The sequence below is a fragment of the Allobosea sp. genome (assembly GCF_051860145.1).
In the GTDB taxonomy this organism is placed as follows: domain Bacteria; phylum Pseudomonadota; class Alphaproteobacteria; order Rhizobiales; family Beijerinckiaceae; genus Allobosea.
Map to the genome: position 1 here is coordinate 43399 of NZ_JBHYEM010000010.1, position 17404 is coordinate 60802.

Consider the following 17404-nt stretch of genomic DNA (forward strand, 5'->3'; position numbering starts at 1 on the left):
TTTCGGTGGCTCAGGCGCCTTTGAATTGACCGACTCGACGGGACGGCAAAAGCGATGACGATCAATCAGGGCGCTGATCATCTCAGGGCACCATTCGCCTCCCGTTCGACAGCGCAGCTCTTATCCTTGTTGATTGTCGCTGTGTTTGCGGCAGGAGCGCTTGTCGCGTTGTGGCTTCCGGTTCGGCTTCCTCTGGGCGCATTTTATTGGGACGTCGCGGTCTATCTGGATGCCTTTCAACGGATAGGCATGGGCCAGGCACCGGCCATCGACTTTTTCGCCCCTGTCGGGCCCTTGAGCTACTACTCAGGCGCGCTGCTGCATCATGTTTTTCCGAACGCGCAGCCCATGCTGGTCGTGAACTGGGCGATTTTGCCAATAGTCCTGCCGCTCGCGGTCGTAATATTGGTGCAGCATGAAGTAAGACCGTATTCTCTTGCGCTTCTTCTGCCGTTTCTGATCTTCGCTGCCCTGCCGATCAATCTCTCTATATTCTATCCTGCGCCCGGGTTCGACGGATTCGGAAATTACAATCGCCACGCTTCGCTGCTGCTGTACTGGATGATCGTGACGCTCTTGTTCGTTCAGCCGTCGAAGACGCGAACGATACTTATCGCCGCTTTCATGCTGGCGCTGTTCTTGACCAAGATCACGGGCGCTGTCGCCGGCGCAATCATCGTTGGCTATGCGTGCCTGTCCGGTCGTCTGCGGCTGATCGAAGCCTCGACCGCGGCAGTGGCGTGCATCCTTGCGCTCGTGCTGCTCGACTGGCCGACAGGCCTGGTCCGGGCTTATCTCGGCGACATCCTGACCCTGTTGGGCCTCAACACCGAAACCCTGCTGCCGCGGTTGCTGACCGTGGCGTCCGCAAAATTCGGCGTCGTCCTTCCTGCTTCGGCTCTCGTCGCCTTGCTGCTCTGGATCGACCTGCGGGAAGGGAAGGGGTCGTTGCTGGAGAGGATGCGACGCATGCTGGCCGGGCCGGCCGGTTGGCTGGCGGTGACGCTCTTCGCCCTGGCCCTGTTCGAAACGCAAAACACCGGATCGCTCGAATTCATCGGGCTATGGCCGGTGCTGTTGCTGGTGTTGACGCAATGGCGCCTGCGGAGCGATCGGATCAAGCCGGCCGTGTTGGCTTTGACGCTGGCGGTTGCTTTGCCCAGCCTCATGCTTTGCATCGAACGCGGCGGGCGCGCACTGGCCGGCGCGGCCGGCGATGTCGTCGCCTTGCCAGCGCCGGAGCTGGGGCCGCTGGCGCGCGTCACCGTCAAACGCGGATTGGCGGAGCGCGCCGCCTTTATGCTCGATCTCTATCCCAAGCACGCCGAGACGTTCCGGGCATTGGCCGACAAGGAGTTGGAACCGTCCGCGATCCTGTATGCCGAGATCGACTATCAGGCGACGTGGCTGCTCGAGGTCAGGCAAGGGCTGCTGGCCTTGCGCAGCTGGGAGGCGCGGGAGCAACGCAGGCTGAACGGCGTCTTCACCCTCGACTTCGTCGATCCATTCAACGCGCTTCTCGATCGCGATCCACCCCGCAATGTCCCGATCGGAATCGTGCCCGGCCGGAATCTTCCGACGTTGACCGAGAGGACGCTCGCCTCGCTTGCGGATACCGATGCGATCCTGTCGCCGAAATGTCCCCAGACACCCGCCCGAGTTGCTCTTGCCCGGCATTACGCGGCCGCGCTCGCCGATCGACGCCACGTCGCGCTCTCGGCCTGCTGGGATATGTATCTCAAGGTCAGGTAGCGGGCGCCGTTCGAGATCAGGCCTTGGCGCGCGTGAACTCCTGGATCGCCCGCATCAGCGGTTTCGGCCGGTAATTGGCGTCGAGCGGAAGCGGCCTGTTGGGGTCGCCATCCTTTCGGCGGAACCAGATCGGAACCCAGGTGAACTGATCGGTGATTCCCCATGTCACGACCGCTTCCGGGCGGCAGACGTCGCCGATCGCCTGCAGGAAGGCTCGGGCTCGCGATGCCACGATCTCGTCGCGGATGGCGCGATCCCTCGGCAGCTTGTCGTCGATGACGTCGAGTTCCGTCACCAGGATCGACAGGCCCATGCCATGCAGTTCGGCGACCAGACGCGATATGCCGTCCTTGTCGATCTCCTGCTCGCCCGGAAGGTGGCCTTGCAACCCTATGGCGTGAAGCGGGACGCCGCGATCCTTCAGGTTCCGCACCAAGCGAAGAAATGCCGCTCGCTTGGCTCGGCAGCGATCCGTCGGGTTTTCGAAGCCGAAGTCGTTGAGCACCAATTGCGCTTTCGGATCGACGGCCGCCGTCCGGCGGAATGCCAGCTCGACATGCTGCGTGCCGATGAGATCCTGCCAGATCGACTTCCGCATCGGAGTCTCGGCGGTCGGATCCTCGCTGACCGCCTCGTTCACCACATCCCAGCTCGGGATCCGCCCCTTATAGCGGCCGACGACCGTGTCGATGTGCTCGTACAGCACGCGCTCCGCTTCCTTTTTCGTCGATATCGCCTCGGTCCATTTCGGCATGGCGGCGTACCATGCAAGCGTATGGCCGCGCATCCGCATGCCGTTGGCATCTGCGAATGCGAGAAGTCGGTCGGGCTGGTCGAAAACGAATTTGTCGGCTTCGGGCCGCAGGTCGAACCATTTCAGGCCTCCCTCGCCAACCACCAGCTGACAGTGGCCGAGGACCGCCCGACGGTACTCCTGATCGTCCCGAAGCAGGTCGACCCTGATGGCGGCGCCGAATGGTATCGCAGCGCGCGTACATTCCTTCGGACCCGCTTGGGCGAAAGCCGGCGCCGATCCCGCGGTCAGCCCCGCGCCCAAAGCTCCCAGGACGAATTGCCTTCGGTGCAACGACAATCTCCTTTTCGACGAACCATTTCGATCCGCACGACGCGATCCATGAAATAGCACACTGGTCGACGTAGAGCTGGCGAGCGGCTGCCGCTTGTTATGGCATACTTAACGCGATGGTCCTCTGATGGTCCGGACAGGGCTTTTGCCATCTGACCTTAGGCAATAGCGGAAGCCGAGAGCGCCATCATGGGTTGGTTGGACCGATATAGGTTGTCATCGAGCACGCGGTATCATCGCGATCAACTGGGTGCTCTCCCCTTACTTTACCGTACCGTTCCGGCGATCGACCTCGCCGGAAGCCTGCATATGACGTGAATGACGAGAGGCTGATCGTGTCAGATATGAGTTCTGTCCGCGACGCCGAAGGCGGCTGGTTCTCGCCGCTGCTGCTTGTTGTCGTCTTCTGTTTTTTCTGGATCGGCATCGCGCCATTTCCTGATCCGAATGCATCGGAACTGCTGACGGCGTACGGCATGTCGTCGAACCTGATGAACCAGCTCATCGTCATCGCCCTGGCGGCGCTTGTTTTGTTGGTGCTCGCCAACCATCCGGCGCGCTGGCTCGTCTTGCGCTCGTATGGGCTGCTCGCAGTCATATTCTGCTGGCTGCTCTTCACGGCCGCATTTTCCGATGCTCCGGCGACAGCTCTTCGCCGCATCGTTTATGCGATGCTCGTTTGCCTGTGTGCCAGCAGCGCTCTGCTCTTGCCTCGCGACAGCGACCAGTTCGGTAAATTGATCGGAACATGCGTGCTGACGGCCGTATTGCTGTCTCTCCTGGGGGTACTCGTCTTCCCCCAACTCGCCATCCATCAAGGGTCCGACGCGTTGGAGCAGCAACTCGCAGGTGCGTGGCGGGGTCACTTCGGCCACAAGAATGTTGCGGCGGCCGCGATGGTGTTCGCCGTGTTCTTCGGCATTTTTTTCATGAAGACCAGATCGTTTTGGTGGGGCGCCCTGATCGTATGCTGTTCCACGGTGTTCCTGTTGAATGCGGGAGGAAAGACATCGGCGGCGATGTTGCCGGCTATCCTCGTCGCGAGCTGGTTTTTCGAACGGATCGGGCCCTTCAGGATCGTGTTTCTGGTCTCCTGCCTGGCGTTGATGAACTACGTTCTGCTATCGGCCGCGATATCGCGCGAAGCTCAAGATCTGCTCATTTCGTTCGGCATCGATCCGACTTTCACGGATAGGGCATCGGTCTGGAAGCTGGCGCTGGGAGCCATCGCAGAGCGGCCCTGGGTCGGGCATGGCTTTCAGACGTTCTGGCAAATGGATGCGCTCGTCTATAGCGAAGAGGCAGACTCGACTTGGGCCGTTACGGCGGCCAACGCGCATAACGGATATCTCGACCAGGCGATCAACGGTGGGTTTCCGCTGCTTCTTCTCATCATGATCTGGCTGGTTTGGCTGCCCTGCCGCCACGCGGGCCTGGCGTTCCGGCGTGCCGAGCATCCCGAGCTGACCCGCTTGTTCGTCCGCTGCTGGCTTTTCATGCTGTTTCTGGCATGCCTCGAAAGTCCGTTTTTCGACAATCACGGTCCCGTTTGGTTCACCATGCTGATCGCCGTGTTCGGTCTGCGCATGCTCGCATACGGAAATTTGAAAGCGACGGGTTATCCAGAGGCCCTGACACGAACCCAGCTCGCATCCTGATCCGAAAATGGATGGACGAATTGAACCGCCTCGCATGACCGATCAGCAGCAGCGCCTCATGCCTGTCGAGGCTGTCATATGCATTCCCACATTCCGGCGCCCGGAATGGCTGCGTCGCACGCTGCATTCAGTGACGGGGCAACACAGCGATTTCGGTTTCGCGATCGTCGTCGTCGACAATGACGCCCAAAATCCGATCGGCGCAGCCCTGGCGAACGAGATCCTGTCGGCGACAACATTGCCGCACAGTGTGGTCGTCGAGCATAGCCAGGGCAATTGTCACGCCATCAATCGCGCCTTCGAAGTGGCGCTCGAGACTTATCCCGCCGCCCAATACGTCCTGATGATCGACGACGACGAAATCGCCTTGCCGGGGTGGCTGCAATCGATGGTCGACCTGTCTTCCGACGTGAGTGCCGATCTCGTCGGAGGGCCCGTGCTGCGCCAGTTCGAGATCCAGCCGGACGCCGCCGTGATGCAGCACCCACTCTTTTCCTCGATCGACGGCGAGACCCGCCCGATAGATCAGCTGCACGGCTCGGGGAATTGCCTGATCCGCCGAAGGGTCTTCGAAACTTTGCCGACACCCCCTTTTGATACCCGCTTCAACTTCCTCGGCGGGGGTGACATGGAATTCTTCGCGCGCTGCCGCCTGGCCGGCTTCAAGACATGGTGGTGTGCGCAAGCCGTGGCGCATGAGTTCGTGTCGCCCGATCGCACCACCGCGTCGTTCCTGGCGAAGCGCTCCGTGAGAACCGGCAGCATCAACTATATGATCGATCGACTGCATAAGCCGCTGGCGATCGCGCTTCTGAAAAACGGGCCGAGTCTCGTTCTCGGCGTCCTACGCGGACTGCGGGTTCTGTTGCGAACCCGCTCACCCCTGCTCGCGAGCCATCCGCTGCTGATGTCGGTCGGCCGTATCGCCGCGAGCCTCGGCTTGCTGCCGAAGCCGTACAAATCGTCATCCTAGAGCCGGATCCGATCAGGTCGGAACAACCTGATCGGTGAATCCGCCTTAGATAGAGAACGCGTGATCCGATCGGGTTGCTGCGCAATCCGATCGGCGCGTGCTCAAGCCCTGCCGGGATCACCCGCGCATGATCGCCGACCGGATGGTGCTCACGGGGGTCTGCGTATGCGACTGGATCATCAATCCGTATTGATCCGGTCGCAGCTGATCGATGAGCTGCGTGACGCCATGTTCGTCGAGCGGGGGGCCGGACCAATAGGTCAGGCAAGGCGATGTCTCGACCAGCTCATGTCGCTGCGACAAGGCCGGATCGCTCGAGACGGCCGCGCCATAAACCAGATACTCGGAAAAATCGCGCTGGCGGGCGAGAACCTCCCACCAAGGCCGACCGTTCACCGCCTCGATACGCTCGGTCATGACACGGACCGTAGCGCGCTCCCATGTGATCATCGACCCGATGAAATCGTCTCCCGGCAAGGGGGGCAGGGCGGTGCCCAAGGCCTTATAGGCGTTCTCCCGCCATCTCACATGATTGACCTGGCCCTGCGTGATCGCTGCCCTGCGGACGAAGAGGGGCACGCGAGCCGAAGCGCCGAGCTCGGAGAGATCCGCTGGCCGGCAAAAGCAGGTGTCGGAATCGATGCAGACGATGCGATCGCTCTGTTGCGCGAGCGTGATCGCGATCTTTCGCAATTGCTGGAGATGCCACCCATAGACGGGAAGGCCGATGCCGGGGCGCCATCGATACCGACGCCCCTGCCACCACCCGACCGTCCAGAAAGGTGGAAGAAGCTCGGAGGTGGCGATCACGTCGCGGCCCGGCCCGGCAAGTTGCGAGAACAAGACGTAGTCCTCGTCGTCGACGACGATGCAATGCCGGGAATGTCCGCTGCAAAAGCGGTCCATCGACTCGCATAGCAACCTGCAGCGCTCGAAATCGCCGTGGTAGCTCGGCGTCACCAAGCAAAGATCACCGATCATTCGCCGTCCCCTATAGCATCGGACCGAAAAGTGGAATCCACTTTCCGGAAGAATCCGATGCGATAACAAATACATAGATCGCCGTTATCGCGTCCACGTGGACGCGCGGCGATCTAGGGCGAACCGCAGCCGCGCGGAACGCATCGATCCAGTTCGCAGGGTGATCCGTTAACGTCACAATCCTAACTTGGCGTTGCACCATCGAAAGACGCCAGAATTCTCCGAGAATGTCGAAGCGCTATCTCATCCTCCTGTCGGATGCCTCCCAGACCTGCGGGGTCGAGGAATTCGCACGGCAGCTCGCGCTCCGGCTGCCCGGTCGAAGCGGGACTTGCGTTTTGGGGGACGGCGCAGCCCGGTTCTCCGAGCGGCTCCGTGACTTCGACGGGATCGTGCTGAATTTCCCGATCGTCGCCTGGAAGAAAAAACTCGTTTCGCCGCTGCTGGTCGCTGCGGCGACCCGCTTGAAACGCAAAGAGGTCGTCGTCGTCCTGCACGAGTGGAAAGCGCTCGACTGGAAACGGAGGGTCGTGCTGGCGCCGGTGATCGCGCTGGCCACCAGGATCATATTCTCGGCGCCCGAGATCGCGGAGGAATTCGACAGGAGCAAGCTGTCGATGGCGGCGGCGGCCGATCGCAGGCTGATCCCGATTCCACCCAACCTGCTGGCGCCTCCGGAGCTGCGAGCATCTTCGGTGAGCGAGGCCCTTCGCGAGCAGCGTCGCCAGGGTCGCCTGATCCTGGGGCAGTTCGGGTCGATCTATCCGAAAAAGCAATCGACGGCGGTGCTGCAGGTCGCCGAGAGGCTGATCGCTCGCGGGCAAGACGTGTTCGTCGTCTTCGTCGGCTCGTTCATCAAGGGAACGGATGACGTCGAGCGGGAATTCTTTCGGCTCGTGCAGACGCTGGGGCTCGCGGAACATGTGCTCGTGACCGGCTATATCGACGATGACCGCGAGCTCTTCGCGATCTTCGAACCGGTCGACGTCTTCTGCTACGTTTTTTCGGAGGGCCTTACCTCCCGCCGGGCCAGCGTGCTCGCCGCAGCGCTTTTCGGTAAGCCCGTCGTCGTCAACGCGCCCGTCCGCAAAGATGCGCTGCAGCACCACGCTCTGTATCGGAAGCTGATCGATGCTGGCGCCATCCGTCTGGTCCCGACCGATGCCGATGCCGACACCGTCGCGGACGCCATCGAAAATTTGACCGCCGTTCCTCCTGAACGCGTGGAATTCGCCTCGGCAATCGATGAGGTCTGGCGGACGGTTGGGAAGACGATTTGCCCCTGACGGCGACCGCTCATCGGGACCGCCTCGCTAGGACAATCTTGTCATTTCGAGTGCATCACGATCTGCCACACCGCGATAGCGTTCGTCCTGAGATAGCGACCGAGGAGCCGACGTGGCTCCAATATGGTGCGATAGACCCATTCCAGCCCGGCGGCTTGCATCCAGCGCGGCGCACGGGAATTCCGCCCCGACAGAAAGTCGAACAGACCGCCGGACGTTTTGATCACGCCGACCCCGTGAAGCCGGTCGATATTGCGGGAAACGAAACGCTGCTCGAGCGGCACACCCAGGCCGATCCAAAGTATATCCGGCCGCAGGGAAGAGATTTCCTCGACGATATCGGCCTCTTGCTCCGGTTCGAAATATCCTGACCGCGCGCCTATGATCGTCAGCTTCGGATATGCCTTCGTCATTTGCAGGACAGCCGCGCGATTGACCTCAGGCGTCCCGCCGAAGAAATAAAAGCTGACGCCAGCGTCCTCCGCCAAGGCCGCGACGTCATGTATGAGATCGGTGGTCGCGACGCGTTCCCGCAGTGGTACTCGCGACACGAGGGACGACAGGAGGACCATGGGCATCCCGTCGGGATGGATCTGGTCCGCTTCCAGGAGAAGGTCGCGAAACGCTGCATCGCTTCGCGCGAGCGCGATGACCTGACCGTTCGCCGAGGTTGAATAGAACGGCCGCTGCTTTTGGCCTCGCGCCCGCAGAGCGGTGTCCACCAGCAAGCGCGCGGACGCTTGCCTATCCGACGCCGTGATGGGTAAGCCACCGATCGTGGTCGTCGGCTCCTCCCCAACTACAGGCATGCGACGCCTCCAATAGCTCCGATACGGTCTCGCGATCCGTTCGCGGAGCTTGATCGCACAGGGGCCCGGACCTTTCCAGCAGAGGTCATGAATATCGCTAACGATCAGATTCGGGTGCTGCCAGCCACATCCTCGGCGGCAGGGCGAGGGTAGGGCTCGTCCGGTACGATCGTCGATCCTCGCTGGGCTGGTGGATCAAACGCTGGCATCGGGGGCGCGCGTCGTTCTCCGGTGGCCCCCCGAAGCGTCCGCGTCAACGGTTTTTCGATCGCAAGATAGACGAGCGACGCCAGAAGCAGAGCCCACAGGGTGGCGACGAACGGATATGGCCAAGCACCAAAACCGTATTGCGCGCCGAGGCGAACGAAGATGGCGGTCGCCATCGGCAACGTGACGACATGCGTCAGGTAGAGGGAGTAGGATATGTCGCCGAGATGCAGGGCGGGCCGGAAAGGGGCATGTCTGGCCAGTCCTTCCAGCTGAAGGCTACCGAGCACGACCATCATAGCGGGGATGCCATATGCGATCGACCGCGGAACCGATTCCATATCGGCCATCCAGATGACCAGGCAGAAGGACAGGCCGATCAGAAGCAGGCCCAGCGGCGTGCCGAGCGGCCTCACCCTCGTGAACATATAGCCCGCCAGCAGACCGAACAGGAACTCGATGACGATGTCGTTGCCATAGAAGGAGACGGGCCCCGTCGATTTCGAGGTCTGGACCGCGACCAGGACGCCGATGACGATCGCCGAGGTCAGGATGATCCGGAGCCGCCGAGGCGCGAAAAGACCGATCGCCACCGCGGCATAGAAATACATCTCGTAATTCAGCGTCCAGCCAGGGATTAGCACCGGCCAGAAGCCCTCATAGGCTGGATTGGACCACGGCAGGAAAAGGAACGACGCCAGGATGTGGCTCGCGTCCAGGCGTGTGCTGACGAACATGGTGGGCGCGACATAGGCCCCGGCGACGATCAGCGCCGTCAGCGACCAGTAGAGCGGAACGATCCTGATCGCCCGCCTCAGCAGAAAATGTCCCGGCTTGGCGTCGATCTCGATGGCGGCGACGTACATGATGAAGCCGCTGATGACGAAGAATATGTCGACGCCCCAGATTCCAATGGAGGCATAAGGCAGGTGCTGGTCGGGGGATATCCTCGAGGTTTGCGTATCGAGATGGGCATAGACGACGAGCAGTGCAGCCAGACCGCGGAGATATTGGATCACGACAACCATCAAAACCGGTCCATTTGCGCTTCGAGTTGTCGCGGAGTGAAACGCGCCGGCTTATCGGCCGCAGACGCACCTGAACAGAGCAAGGCCCGTGCCGTCCGGACGCAAGGTCGATGGCAGAAACCGGCCGCCGGTGCCGCGATGCGCGGCGCCCGCCGCGCTGCACAGCCATTCTCGTTGGCCGACCTGGCGAAGACGATGTTGAGAGTGTGGGGGGCGCAAGAGCCGAAAAGCTCCGCGATAGAGACGGTAATGTCCGGTTTCGGGACAGACTGCAGCGTCGGCTTCCCACCCTGCCTTTGAGGGCATCGAAAGCGCTTCGGTTGGGTTACCAGCCGCTTCGGCGTATCCTGGCAGCTCAATCTCGCCTGGTGGGCATCGAAGCTTCGATCAGAAGGGAGACGACCATGAAGATTGTGACCAGTTTGGGCTTCCGGGGCCAGTGCCGCGAGGCGTTCGAGTTCTATGCCAGGGTCCTGGGCGGAAAGATCACCGCGGCGATACCCTATGGCGACGCGCCTCCCGGCATGCCGATCACAGACGAGAAGTACAAGACCTGGCTGATGCATTGCTGGCTCGAAGCCGGCGACCAGGCGCTGATGGGCGCCGACATGGATGTTGGCTGGGCCCCCAATATCGACAAGCCCAAGAACGGCTTCGACGTCACCTTGCACACCAAGGACCAGGCCCAGGGCCAGCGCTGGTTCGATCAACTGGCTGAAGGGGGCAAGGCGGTCATGCCGTTCGCGGAAACCTTCTGGTCGCCCGGCTTCGGCTCGCTCGTCGACAGGTTCGGTGTTCCATGGATGATCAATGTCATTCCGGCCGCTGATTGGAGGCCGCAGGGCTGATCCACACCAAATCCTGTTAAAATCGCGGCGCTTCGGCGCCGAAGCGCCGCGACCTGGTCTGCCGTTAGCCTGATTGGTGCTTCGGAGCTTGCATGATCGCGAAACACAAGGCCCCGGAGCAGGCGCAGACCAGAAATCCGATGTCGAAGCGCCCCGTCAGCGTCAGCAGCAGGGCAAACATTGCCGGCGCGACGACATAACCGAGAAAGATGATCAGGGTTGCCCCGGCAGATGCCTCCCGCACGAGGTGGGATGGGCAAGCGCGGGCAATCTCCGAGAGATGAACGCCATTCCAGCTGGATACGCTGATGCCGGCGACCGCGGTCAATGCGCAGAAAGCAGGAAAGGCCCAGCTTGGTCCGACGAAGGCCATGACGAGCGACGTCAGCCCGGATGCAAGGCCGATCAGGCCGAGCAGCCGTCGGGGTGAGCCGTACCGGTCGGCGAGCCAGCCGAGGAATATCCGGCCTATGACACTCGTGGCCTGCATGATCGCGAAGGCGACGCCGGCGGCTTTGAGATCGTAACTAAGGACGGAAACCGCGAAGGTCATCAGATAGGCAAACCAGATGCCCTGTCCGACCGCGAGGCATGCGCCCGCCGCTGCGAGCCGGATGAGCGAGGCCGATGCCATGACGGCCGACAGTGACGAGACGATATTGGCGGGCGAAAAGAGCGCGCGCAACGTCAGGGCCTCGTCCCGCTTGCGGCCGGCATCGAGACCCGCACGCATCGGCTGCACGGCCAGGATGATCGCCAGAACGAACAGTCCCGGCACGAGCAGCGAGATCCGCCAGCCAAAGGCCGCGGCGATGGGGGGCAGGACCAGCCCGGCGATGATGCCGCCCATGGGCACGCCTGCCTGCTTGATCGAGAAGATCATGGCCCGTCGCTGCGGCGGGGCCGTTCTGTGAAGAACGTCGTTGCCGGCCGGCGAGGATGGGCCATAGCCGAGCCCGATCAGGAGAGATGCCATTGCGGCCGTTGCCGAGAAGGGCGGCAGCAGCAATGTCACGCCGAAGACGCCGAGCAGGAGACCAGCCTGCAATGCGCGCACGGAGCCGAGCCGGCGCAGGAACGGCGCACCGAGCGCAAGAAACAGGATCGACCCCAGCGTGTTCATGCTGGCGAGATAGCCGACCACCGCGTCCGACCAGCCGCGTTCGGCGGCGAGCGCCGGCGCCAGTGTCGGCGGGATGCGCGACAGGAACGCGGTCGCCATCTGCACCGCCACCATCGTCACGAGTGCGGTCAGCCAGGAAGACTCGTGGTCCGCCGGCTTGCTGGCTGGCATCGGCGTCAGGCGGCCTGCTCGCGCCAGCGCAGGCAGGCGACGCCATGCCCGCCCTCGAGCTCGACCTGCGGCTCGATCTCGGCGCAGGCCTGGATCGCGAGCGGGCAGCGGGTGCGGAAGCGGCAGCCGGATGGAACGTTGGAGGGATCGGGCGGCTCGCCCTGGAGCGTGAAGTTCTCGGTGACGCGGGGTCCGCCTATGCGGGGCGCGGCTGCGAGCAGCGAACGCGTATAGGGATGGCGCGGCGTATTGAAGACGTCAGTGGTCGCTCCGATCTCGACGATGCGTCCCAGATACATGACGACGACGCGGTCGCAGATCGAGCGCACGACGGCGAGGTCATGGCTGATGAACAGATAGGTCAGGTCGAATTCGCGCCGGAGATCGCGAAACAGGGCGAGCACCGTCGCTTGCACGGAGACGTCGAGGCCCGAGGTCGGCTCGTCGAAGATGATGAGTTGCGGCCCGAGCACGAGGATGCGGGCGAGCCCGACGCGACGCTGCTGGCCGCCGCTGATCTCGTGCGGATAGAGGTCGAGATGGGCCTGGGGCAGGCCGACCGCCTTGACGATCGCCTGGACATGCTCCTCGCGCCTGGCGCGGGGCCAGTCGGTGTGGATGATCAGCGGTTCGTGCAGCGAGCGGCGCAGCGTCCAGCGCGGATCGAGCGAGGCGCCGGGGTCCTGATAGACATATTGCAGCCGCGCCCTGACCTCGGCCGCCCGCTTCTGGCCCGGCGAGGCGATGCGCGCGCCGGCGAGTCGGACCTCGCCTTGCGTCGGCTCATGGATGCCCATCAGCGTCTTGCCGAGGGTCGACTTGCCGCAGCCGGATTCGCCGACGATCCCCAGGACTTCGCCCTTCGCGACCGAGAAGCTGACATCGTCGAGCGCGCGCAGCGTGCCGACGCGGCGGTTCAGGAAGCCGCGCACCGGGAAATGGCGGGCGAGCCCCGCGACGTCGAGCAGGGCAGGCGATGGCTCCGGCGAGCGGTGTTCGGATGCGCGCGGCTCAGACATGGACGGCCTCCGCGCTGGCGGTCACGGGATGATGGCAGGCGACGAGATGCCCGCCATGGCTTTCCGCCAGGGCCGGACGGGTCTCGTGACAGAGTTCCGTCGCACGCGGGCAGCGCGGGTTGAAACGGCAGCCGGATGGCGGGGTGAGGGGACTCGGCACGCCGCCGGGAATGCCGACCGGGTCGCGCCCCGGCTCCGGCAGGCTGTCCAGCAGCATGCGGGTATAGGGGTGGCGCGGGTCGGCGAAGAAGGCCTCGCGCGGCGCGATCTCGGCGGTCTGGCCGGCATACATCACGACGATGCGGTCGCAGATCTCCCAGGCTGCGCCGAGATCATGCGTCGTGAACAGCACCGAGACGCCGCGCTCGACCGCGAGCCGCCGCAGCAGGCCGAGGATCTGGGCCTGGACCGTGACGTCGAGCGCGGTCGTCGGCTCGTCGGCGATGATCAGGCGCGGCTGCGGCAGCAGCGCCATCGCGATCATCACGCGCTGGCGCTGTCCGCCCGACAATTCGTGGGGGTATTTTGCCAGGATGGCGCGCGGCTGCGGCAGCTGGACGGCGTCGAGCATCGCGATCGCCGCGTCCTCGTCGGCGCGGCGATGCCCGCCGAAGCGCGAGCCTGCCGGGCGCGGCGCCTTCCAGCGCATCAGGTCGGCGATCTGGGTGCCGACCCTGAACAACGGATTGAAGCTGGCGAACGGGTCCTGCGGCACGAAGGTCACGACCCGGCCGCGGATGCTCTCGGCCGCCTTGCCGCCGCGCAGCATGTCGACGCCGTCGAGCCGGATATGGCCGCTGCCGATCTCGGTCAGCCCTTCCGGCAGGGTGCCGAGGATCGACCTTGCGAGCGTCGTCTTGCCGCAACCGGATTCGCCGACGAGCCCGACGATCTCGCCCGGCTTCACCGCGAGGTCGATCATGTCGAGCACGCGTGCCGGGCCCTTCTCCGTGCGGAAGCTGAGCGAGAGCTTGCTGATGTCGAGAAGTGCGGTCATCGGGTCAGACGCTTCGCCGCGTGCGCGGATCGAGGATGTCGCGCAGCCCGTCGCCGAAGAGGTTGAAGCCGAGCACCGTCAGGAAGATCGCGATGCCGGGCGCCAGCGCATACCACCAGGCCTCGGGCAGGTATTCGCGGCTCTCGGCGATCATGCGGCCCCATTCCGGCGTCGGAGGCGGCGCGCGAGTCCGAGGAAGCCCAGCGTCGCGGCAGTGAGGATCGTCGCGCCCATGCCGATCGAGGTGCGCACGATGATCGGCGAGGCGATGTTGGGCAGGATGTGCAGGACGATGACGCGCCAGGGCGAGGCGCCGAGCGCCACGGCGGATTCGACGAAGACCTCGTTTCGCATCGAGCGCGTCTCGGCATAGACGAGCCTCGCCCAGAACGGCCAGTAGGTCAGCGACAGCGCCAGGATGACGTTCTCGATCGAGGGCCCCAGCGTCTGCGCGATGGCGATGGCGAGCACGATTTGCGGCACGGCGAGGAAGATCTCGGCCACCCGCATCAGCGCATCGCTGAACCAGTTCTTGTAATAGCCCGCGACGAGGCCGATCGGCACGCCGATCAGCAGCGCCGAGCCGACCGCGATGCCGGCGAGCATCAGCGTGATGCGGGCGCCGAAGAGCAGGCGGCTGAAGATGTCGCCGCCCATGCGGTCGGTGCCCATCAAGGCCTCCGGCGCGGGTGGCATCAGACGTCGCTCGATGTGGAAATCGAAGACATCGTTGGGGTAGGGGGCGAGCAGCGGCGCGAAGATCGCCGCGATGACCAGCAGGGCGAGCAAGGTGGCGCCGAGCAGCGCGGCCCTGTCGCGGGCGAAGCGTTTGACCAGATCCATCAGGCGGCTCCGCGCGGATCGATCGCCGCCTGCAGCATGTCGACGAGGAGGTTGATGAAGACGAAGAGCGCTCCCGTGCAGAGCGTGAAGCCCATCACGGCGTTGTAGTCGGATTGCAGGATCGAGCGCACCGCATAGGCGCCGAGGCCCGGCCAGTCGAACACCGTCTCGACCACGACCGCGCCCGCGAGCAGGATGCCGAAGATCAGCCCGAGCTGCGTCACCGTCGCGGTCAGGGCCATCCGCAGCACATATTTCCAGACGATCACGCGGCGCGGGAAGCCCATCGCCGTCTGATAGGCGACCGAGGGCGAGTTGATCACGCCGATGACGCCATTGCGGGTGAAGCGCACGACGGTGGCCGCCGCCGGCAGGGCGAGCGTCAGGGTGGGCAAGACCATGTGCCGCAGCGCCGAGACCAGCGCCTCTCGATCGCCGGCGATGAGCGCATCGACGACCATCAATCCACTGACGGGTTCCGGCGGAAAGCCGTCGAGGCGGCCCGACAGCGGCAGCCAGCCGAGCTTCATCGAGAACAGGAACTGCAGCTGCATCGCGAACCAGAAGGAGGCGACCGCGAGACCCGAGACGGTGACGACACGCAGGATGTGGTCGAGCCAGGAATTGCGATGCAGCCCGCAGAGCACGCCGAGCGGGATGCCGAGCAGCGCCGCGACCAGCACGGCGACGAGGGTGAGCTCGAGCGTCGCCGGCAGCCTTGTCGCAAGGTCGTCGATGATCGGCTGCTGGGTGAACAGGCTGACGCCGAGATTGCCCCGGGCGACGTCGCTCACATAATTCAGGAACTGCACCGGCAGAGGCTTGTCGAAGCCGAAGCGCTCGCGCACCTGCTGGACCTGCTCGGCGGAGGCGTTTTCGCCCGCCGCCAGGAAGGCCGGATCGATCGGCACGACGCGCGACAGGATGAAGACGATGGCGAGCAGCCCGAGCAAGGTCGGGACGAACCAGATCAGCCGGTTGGCGACCATGGAGAGCCAGTTCATGCTGCAGCCCTTGCCGTCGGCCTCGCCATCAGCCCGCGATCCTCATCGCTTCTGCGAGGCCCAGCGGATGTCCTGGCCATTGCTGACCGGGGAGAAGCGGATGCCCTCGACCTTGCTCGAATAGGGTCCGTACCATTTGGTGTTGTAGACGAAGATGCCGGCGGCATCGTCATTCACCATCTGGGTCATCTCCTCGTAGAGCTTCTGCCTCTCCACCTGGTCGCCCGACACCAGTGCGCGGTCGAGGCGCTTGTCGAATTCCGGGTTGCTGTAATAGGAGAAGGTGCGCGTGCCGTGATAGCGCGTGCCGTAGAGTTCGCCGACCCAGTTGTTGGGATCGACATAGTAGGTGCTCTTCCAGAGCGGCACGATATCGGCCTGCGTGTTGGCGCTGCGCATCCGGCCCGACACCATCGACCAGGGTGAGACCTCGACCACGACCTCGACGCCGATCTGGCGCAGCGTGTTCTGGAACAGGGTCGCGGCCTGCTCGGATTCGCTGAAGCCGGCGAGCGCGTTGATGGTGATCGGCCGCAGCGGCTCGGTGACCTTCTTCAGCTCCTCGCGGGCCTTGTCGAGATCGTAGCTGTAGCCCTTCAGGCCGGCGGGCGTGCCCCAGATGTTGTTCGGGTTCGGTCCCGGATTGCGTGAGACGGAACTCTTCATGATGTTGGCGATGAAGCCGTCATAGTCGAAGGCATAGGCCAGCGCCCGGCGGAAGTGGACGTTGTTCATCAGCGGCTTGCTGTTGTTCAGCGCGAGGATGAAGACGCGCATCGATTCCTGCTCGATGATCTGCACGTTCGGCGATTGCCTGAGACGCTGGATCTGGTCGTAGGGCAGATAGCCGTCGGCGCCCTGATAATCGCCGCGGATCAGGCCGAGCACGCGCGTATTGGTCTCGAGCACCGTGCGGAACTCGAGATCGTCGAAGGGCTGGCCGGTCCAGCCGGCGAAATGCTCGGGGAAGCGGCGGGCGGTCCAGCCGACGGCAGGATCGTGCCGGCGCAGCGCGTAGGAGCCGCTGCCGGCCTCGTTGCGCGCGAGCCAGGCTTCCGCCCAGTCGCCGTTCTTCTCGTTCGCCTTCACCAGCGCACTGTTGACGACCAGGATGTCGGGGACGGTGGTGAGAAAGATCGCCGAGGGCTGCACCAGGTTGAAGACGACGGTATGCGCGTCGGGCGCCTTGGTCGTGCCGGGCTTGATCGCGTCGAGATAGAGGCTGGCGGCGCCCTTCTTCAGCGCGATCAGGCGCTCGATCGAATAGACCACGTCCTCCGCGGTGAGCGGCTTGCCGTCGTGGAACTTGGCGTCCCGGCGCAGCTTGAAGGTGTAGACCTTGCCGTCCTCGGAGACGGTGTGGCTCTCGGCGAGCCAGGGGATCATCTTCGGCGGGTTGTCGACCCAGCGATAGAGCCCGTCATAGAGGTTGAAGCGGGTCGCCGCGCGGGCGGTGTCGAAGATCGTATGGGGGTCGAGATTGTCGTAGGGGCTGTTGTTGGCATAGACGAACTTGCCGCCGGCCTGGGCGGATGCGCCCTCGAAACCGACCGTGGAGAGGGCGACGGAGCCAAGAACCGTCTTCAAGGCGTCTCTGCGTGTCGTCGTCATGCCGTCC

The 17404-nt window shown here is 63.8% G+C and carries 16 protein-coding genes; 5 read left to right on the top strand and 11 right to left on the bottom strand.

Translation table 11 applies throughout. The features are described 5' to 3' along the window. Window positions 1-54: 54 nt before the first annotated feature. Window positions 55-1752 carry a hypothetical protein gene (locus ACTIF2_RS17080; RefSeq protein WP_439498296.1) on the top strand — a complete coding sequence of 566 codons (1698 nt, stop codon included), beginning with the start codon at window positions 55-57 and terminating at the stop codon, window positions 1750-1752. Between the two features lie 16 nt (window positions 1753-1768). Here the strand turns inward: ACTIF2_RS17080 and ACTIF2_RS17085 are convergent, their stop codons facing one another. Beyond that, complete coding sequence (locus ACTIF2_RS17085; protein ID WP_439498297.1) at window positions 1769-2839, bottom strand: endo-1,4-beta-xylanase; 1071 nt, start codon at window positions 2837-2839, stop codon at window positions 1769-1771. 314 nt (window positions 2840-3153) lie between these two features. Here ACTIF2_RS17085 and ACTIF2_RS17090 point away from each other — a divergent pair, with 314 nt between their 5' ends. Next, window positions 3154-4497, top strand: coding sequence for an O-antigen ligase family protein (locus tag ACTIF2_RS17090; protein WP_439498298.1), 1344 nt, complete (start codon window positions 3154-3156; stop codon window positions 4495-4497). A 34-nt stretch (window positions 4498-4531) separates the two neighbouring features. Beyond that, the gene (locus ACTIF2_RS17095) at window positions 4532-5470 is read left to right on the top strand and encodes a glycosyltransferase family 2 protein (RefSeq protein WP_439498299.1); all 939 of its coding nucleotides are present in this window, start codon (window positions 4532-4534) and stop codon (window positions 5468-5470) included. Window positions 5471-5587: 117 nt separating this feature from the next. On the opposite strand, the gene ACTIF2_RS17100 is transcribed toward ACTIF2_RS17095, so the two are convergent. Continuing rightward, complete coding sequence (locus tag ACTIF2_RS17100; RefSeq protein ID WP_439498300.1) at window positions 5588-6451, bottom strand: DUF6492 family protein; 864 nt, start codon at window positions 6449-6451, stop codon at window positions 5588-5590. A 227-nt stretch (window positions 6452-6678) separates the two neighbouring features. Between ACTIF2_RS17100 and ACTIF2_RS17105 the strand changes: the two genes are divergently transcribed. Then, entirely contained in the window at window positions 6679-7737 is a 1059-nt protein-coding gene (locus tag ACTIF2_RS17105; protein WP_439498301.1) for a glycosyltransferase, read from the top strand. 41 nt (window positions 7738-7778) lie between these two features. Here the strand turns inward: ACTIF2_RS17105 and ACTIF2_RS17110 are convergent, their stop codons facing one another. Together ACTIF2_RS17110 and ACTIF2_RS17115 are read right to left on the bottom strand one after the other, a co-directional pair. After that, window positions 7779-8459: a WecB/TagA/CpsF family glycosyltransferase gene (locus tag ACTIF2_RS17110; protein ID WP_439498416.1), complete on the bottom strand. Its 681-nt coding sequence runs from the start codon at window positions 8457-8459 to the stop codon at window positions 7779-7781. Between the two features lie 191 nt (window positions 8460-8650). Then, entirely contained in the window at window positions 8651-9781 is a 1131-nt protein-coding gene (locus tag ACTIF2_RS17115; RefSeq protein WP_439498302.1) for an acyltransferase family protein, read from the bottom strand. 404 nt (window positions 9782-10185) lie between these two features. On the opposite strand from ACTIF2_RS17115, the gene ACTIF2_RS17120 reads away from it, so the two are divergent. Then, a complete protein-coding gene (locus ACTIF2_RS17120) occupies window positions 10186-10629 on the top strand; it encodes a VOC family protein (RefSeq protein WP_439498303.1) in 444 nt (147 codons plus the stop codon). Window positions 10630-10693: 64 nt separating this feature from the next. Here ACTIF2_RS17120 and ACTIF2_RS17125 read toward each other — a convergent pair whose 3' ends face one another. The 7 genes from ACTIF2_RS17125 to ACTIF2_RS17155 are packed head-to-tail and all read right to left on the bottom strand — an operon-like array spanning window position 10694 to window position 17397. Then, window positions 10694-11923, bottom strand: coding sequence for an MFS transporter (locus ACTIF2_RS17125; RefSeq protein ID WP_439498304.1), 1230 nt, complete (start codon window positions 11921-11923; stop codon window positions 10694-10696). Window positions 11924-11928: 5 nt separating this feature from the next. Then, complete coding sequence (locus tag ACTIF2_RS17130) at window positions 11929-12942, bottom strand: ABC transporter ATP-binding protein (RefSeq protein WP_439498305.1); 1014 nt, start codon at window positions 12940-12942, stop codon at window positions 11929-11931. Further along, a complete protein-coding gene (locus tag ACTIF2_RS17135) occupies window positions 12935-13939 on the bottom strand; it encodes an ABC transporter ATP-binding protein (protein ID WP_439498306.1) in 1005 nt (334 codons plus the stop codon). Before ACTIF2_RS17135 ends, ACTIF2_RS17130 begins: the two co-directional genes overlap by 8 nt. A 4-nt stretch (window positions 13940-13943) precedes the next feature. Continuing rightward, window positions 13944-14093 (bottom strand): hypothetical protein, encoded by a 150-nt coding sequence (locus ACTIF2_RS17140; RefSeq protein ID WP_439498307.1) that lies wholly within the window; start codon window positions 14091-14093, stop codon window positions 13944-13946. After that, window positions 14090-14782: an ABC transporter permease gene (locus ACTIF2_RS17145; RefSeq protein WP_439498308.1), complete on the bottom strand. Its 693-nt coding sequence runs from the start codon at window positions 14780-14782 to the stop codon at window positions 14090-14092. The genes ACTIF2_RS17140 and ACTIF2_RS17145 overlap by 4 nt, the downstream gene beginning before the upstream one ends. Continuing rightward, on the bottom strand, window positions 14782-15786 hold the full coding sequence (locus ACTIF2_RS17150) for an ABC transporter permease (protein WP_439498309.1): 1005 nt from the start codon (window positions 15784-15786) through the stop codon (window positions 14782-14784). The genes ACTIF2_RS17145 and ACTIF2_RS17150 overlap by 1 nt, the downstream gene beginning before the upstream one ends. A gap of 42 nt (window positions 15787-15828) precedes the next feature. Next, window positions 15829-17397: an ABC transporter substrate-binding protein gene (locus ACTIF2_RS17155; RefSeq protein ID WP_439498310.1), complete on the bottom strand. Its 1569-nt coding sequence runs from the start codon at window positions 17395-17397 to the stop codon at window positions 15829-15831. Window positions 17398-17404: the final 7 nt, after the last annotated feature.

Bases quoted from the DNA above. Each gene is read 5' to 3' on its own strand.
- ACTIF2_RS17080 (WP_439498296.1), top strand. From the start codon at position 55: ATGACGATCAATCAGGGCGCTGATCATCTCAGGGCACCATTCGCCTCC.
- ACTIF2_RS17115 (WP_439498302.1), bottom strand. From the start codon at position 9,781: ATGGTTGTCGTGATCCAATATCTCCGCGGTCTGGCTGCACTGCTCGTC.
- ACTIF2_RS17135 (WP_439498306.1), bottom strand. From the start codon at position 13,939: ATGACCGCACTTCTCGACATCAGCAAGCTCTCGCTCAGCTTCCGCACG.
- ACTIF2_RS17150 (WP_439498309.1), bottom strand. From the start codon at position 15,786: ATGAACTGGCTCTCCATGGTCGCCAACCGGCTGATCTGGTTCGTCCCG.
- ACTIF2_RS17100 (WP_439498300.1), bottom strand. From the start codon at position 6,451: ATGATCGGTGATCTTTGCTTGGTGACGCCGAGCTACCACGGCGATTTC.
- ACTIF2_RS17105 (WP_439498301.1), top strand. From the start codon at position 6,679: ATGTCGAAGCGCTATCTCATCCTCCTGTCGGATGCCTCCCAGACCTGC.
- ACTIF2_RS17140 (WP_439498307.1), bottom strand. From the start codon at position 14,093: ATGATCGCCGAGAGCCGCGAATACCTGCCCGAGGCCTGGTGGTATGCG.
- ACTIF2_RS17125 (WP_439498304.1), bottom strand. From the start codon at position 11,923: ATGCCAGCCAGCAAGCCGGCGGACCACGAGTCTTCCTGGCTGACCGCA.
- ACTIF2_RS17130 (WP_439498305.1), bottom strand. From the start codon at position 12,942: ATGTCTGAGCCGCGCGCATCCGAACACCGCTCGCCGGAGCCATCGCCT.
- ACTIF2_RS17120 (WP_439498303.1), top strand. From the start codon at position 10,186: ATGAAGATTGTGACCAGTTTGGGCTTCCGGGGCCAGTGCCGCGAGGCG.
- ACTIF2_RS17145 (WP_439498308.1), bottom strand. From the start codon at position 14,782: ATGGATCTGGTCAAACGCTTCGCCCGCGACAGGGCCGCGCTGCTCGGC.
- ACTIF2_RS17095 (WP_439498299.1), top strand. From the start codon at position 4,532: ATGACCGATCAGCAGCAGCGCCTCATGCCTGTCGAGGCTGTCATATGC.
- ACTIF2_RS17155 (WP_439498310.1), bottom strand. From the start codon at position 17,397: ATGACGACGACACGCAGAGACGCCTTGAAGACGGTTCTTGGCTCCGTC.